Source organism: Sphingobium sp. D43FB (assembly GCF_002312805.1).
Classification (GTDB): domain Bacteria; phylum Pseudomonadota; class Alphaproteobacteria; order Sphingomonadales; family Sphingomonadaceae; genus Sphingobium.
Genome location: NZ_NMUA01000099.1, coordinates 1 through 2,546, shown reverse-complemented (window position 1 = coordinate 2,546; position 2,546 = coordinate 1). Strand labels below are relative to the sequence as shown.

Genomic DNA, 2,546 nt, shown 5'->3' with positions numbered 1-2,546 from the left:
GCCTGATCACCTGACCGCCGGGCAAGGCCCATCGCATCGAACCCACCCCTTCAACCCACAAGCTTCGATCATCGGAAATCACCCCGCACAAGGGGCATGATCCCGTGCGCCTGCTCCCAGTTCAAGCGGTCAGCTTTGCGCTAAAAATCCAACCCGGATGAATTTTACGGGCTAGAGACTGCCCCTGCCGAACCGGCTGATTCTCGATAACGAATACCCGTTCAACATATCCGGCGATCTTGGGCGCTGTGATGACGGAATCCGCCGCAACATAGGCGTTGTCGGTCACCTGCATGTATCGGCCCCGGTTCTGATGATCCAAGTACCAGACAAGGCCACCAATGAGCAGCAAGATCGCGCCAATGAGCATCGCCAGGCGAACGCGTGGCGATTTAAGCGGGGACGCTGCGGATTCGCCGAGGCCCTCAGGATCCGCCGAAGCAGTGGCCGACTTGTCCGCCATATAAATTACAATCCCCCATGATGCGCGGTGCGGTTCTGCTCTTGCAGCATTAAAGGGCGCTCGGCAATTGCATATTATATGGAACCTCAGCGTTTACGCCCCTATCATTCGCTCTTGCCCGACGCCGCTGGACCGGTACTAACCATCAGCCGCCCTATCAGGCTGTAGCTCCCCCCAAACTCCGCGCCAGAATCAGAATATACCGAGGAACGATTTGTTAAGCTGGGGCACAAATTCAGAAGCTGAACGCGCATGATGCCCACCATTTCGGCGAGAAGGTTACTGGTGCCTACAGGACGGTCGATAAAAACTGAGCCGAGATCCGATGTCCAGGTTCAATCCGCGCAAAAATGGGCTATCGTGATATGAGCAGCGCCATCCGAATATTGCCGCGCCACTTTGATTGGATGGGTGCCGTCACCTTGTCCGACAGCGATATTATGGGCGGTCTCGACCGCTAGTACTTTCTTGTTAGTCTCGCCGGAGTTGTTGCCCTGCAATGCCAAGCTCACGAGATAATGCGCAGGCTCACACAGCGGCATTGAATTCAATAGCGTCAGCTTTCGTCGTTAATTTTTACTACCCGGACAGCGCCGTGCGAGCGCTGTTCCACGAAGAAAGCCGCGGCGCGCGAAGCCGGCGTCGATTGCTGACGCCAGGCGTCTTTCGGCCGGAGCTGCGCCCGAAATCTCCCGAACTAAGCCCCGAAACGGTATGATTGTGTTAACAATAGTTTTCCCTCCGGCCTCGGCCAGCCGACCAGCCCTGTTCTCTTTTTTGTTGTTGCCGACCGCAAAATCAGGTCCGAGGACGCTATCGAGTTCCGTGGTTGCGGCCTTGATCTGTGCACAGGATTTCAAGCCGGAGAGACCATAGGGATTTTCTTGCGCTCTTACCAGAATAACTGGAATTTCGGTTTTGGCCGCGCCAATATCTTTCGCCGGCTGAGTGACGATTTCGCGACCGCGGTCAACTGTCTCATCTTTTCTGGCGGGTTGCTCGGGGGTTTGTGCAAGAGCCGCCATGGCAAAAACAAGTATCATCATCCGCCCAATATCCTGAAGACAAGGTTGAAAGCATAAACACGACCGCTGTGGGGTTCACTGTTACCGCGCTTGAAATAACAGCGGCTGCCCGCCAGGGCATGACGATCACATTGAGTGGCGCCCGTGAAGAACGGGCGCCACTATGATCATTGACCGCCGGTCAATGCTGAAGGAAGAAGTGCCTTCCCATTGGTGAGTTCTTGCTCCAGTGTGGGAACGGCGGTTCCCGCGACTTGCTTCAAGGCTGGGTCGGTGCCGTCTTGCGCATAGCCTTTGTTGATGGCCCATGCCGCCTGCAGTACCTGGGCGGACTGGGATAGATAAAGATTATCGAAGCTGCCGCGCGGCGTCTTCTGGAGCAGCTTCACGAGTGCGGCTCTGTCGGAGGAAAGCGATGACGATGGCGCTTTTATTGTCCGCTGATCGTTGCGCAGCGCGGCCATGAGGGCTTTCTGCGCGATTTGCGCTTCGGTCTGAACACGCTTGGCATAAGCCTTCACATCGTCACGCTGGGCCTTGGTCACGGCGAACTGCGCTGCTTTTATTTGATAGAGGTTCGCATCCGATGCAGCCATCACAAACGCTGGCTCATTCTGTCCAGCTATCGGTGTTGTGCCGGTATCCATGCTCGACATTGAACCTGTGTTCGTTGGCGAAACAGCTTGGGCAAGAGCTCCTGAGCCTGAAAGCGCTAGCGCGCCCGCGGCCATAATGACTTTCAGCATAGTACCTTCTCCGTAGAATAGATTGCGAGCGGTCAAGTGGCCGCATCACGTTAAGCGTGACGACGTCGTAACGATGCTGTTGGATAATCGTTCCACCATCGCCCGCATTGCATAAATTAAATTGTTAAATCAATAGCAATTGAATCGGCAGCAGATTCCATTGGCTAATCGGATAGAAATATTAAGAATTGCGAGATTTGACTTATCACATGGTCTATATGCTATCGCTTATTAAAATATGGAACCCGATATTACACTATCTTACTTAATTCTTCTCCGATCGGGTCGGTCCTTCAAATAAAAACAAAACTC

Annotated in this window: 3 protein-coding genes; all 3 read right to left on the bottom strand. The window is 54.1% G+C overall.

Going from position 1 to position 2,546, the window contains the following annotated elements:
- Positions 1-121: 121 nt before the first annotated feature.
- Complete coding sequence (locus tag SxD43FB_RS23285; protein WP_176482908.1) at positions 122-463, bottom strand: biotin/lipoyl-binding protein; 342 nt, start codon at positions 461-463, stop codon at positions 122-124.
- 569 nt (positions 464-1,032) lie between these two features.
- The gene (locus SxD43FB_RS23280) at positions 1,033-1,509 is read right to left on the bottom strand and encodes a hypothetical protein (protein ID WP_096064133.1); all 477 of its coding nucleotides are present in this window, start codon (positions 1,507-1,509) and stop codon (positions 1,033-1,035) included.
- A gap of 146 nt (positions 1,510-1,655) precedes the next feature.
- Positions 1,656-2,234 (bottom strand): DUF4142 domain-containing protein, encoded by a 579-nt coding sequence (locus SxD43FB_RS23275; RefSeq protein ID WP_235219105.1) that lies wholly within the window; start codon positions 2,232-2,234, stop codon positions 1,656-1,658.
- Positions 2,235-2,546: the final 312 nt, after the last annotated feature.

Excerpts from the sequence above, each read along its gene's own strand:
- SxD43FB_RS23285 (WP_176482908.1), bottom strand. The coding sequence starts at position 463 with ATGGCGGACAAGTCGGCCACTGCTTCGGCGGATCCTGAGGGCCTCGGC.
- SxD43FB_RS23280 (WP_096064133.1), bottom strand. The coding sequence starts at position 1,509 with ATGATGATACTTGTTTTTGCCATGGCGGCTCTTGCACAAACCCCCGAG.
- SxD43FB_RS23275 (WP_235219105.1), bottom strand. The coding sequence starts at position 2,234 with ATGCTGAAAGTCATTATGGCCGCGGGCGCGCTAGCGCTTTCAGGCTCA.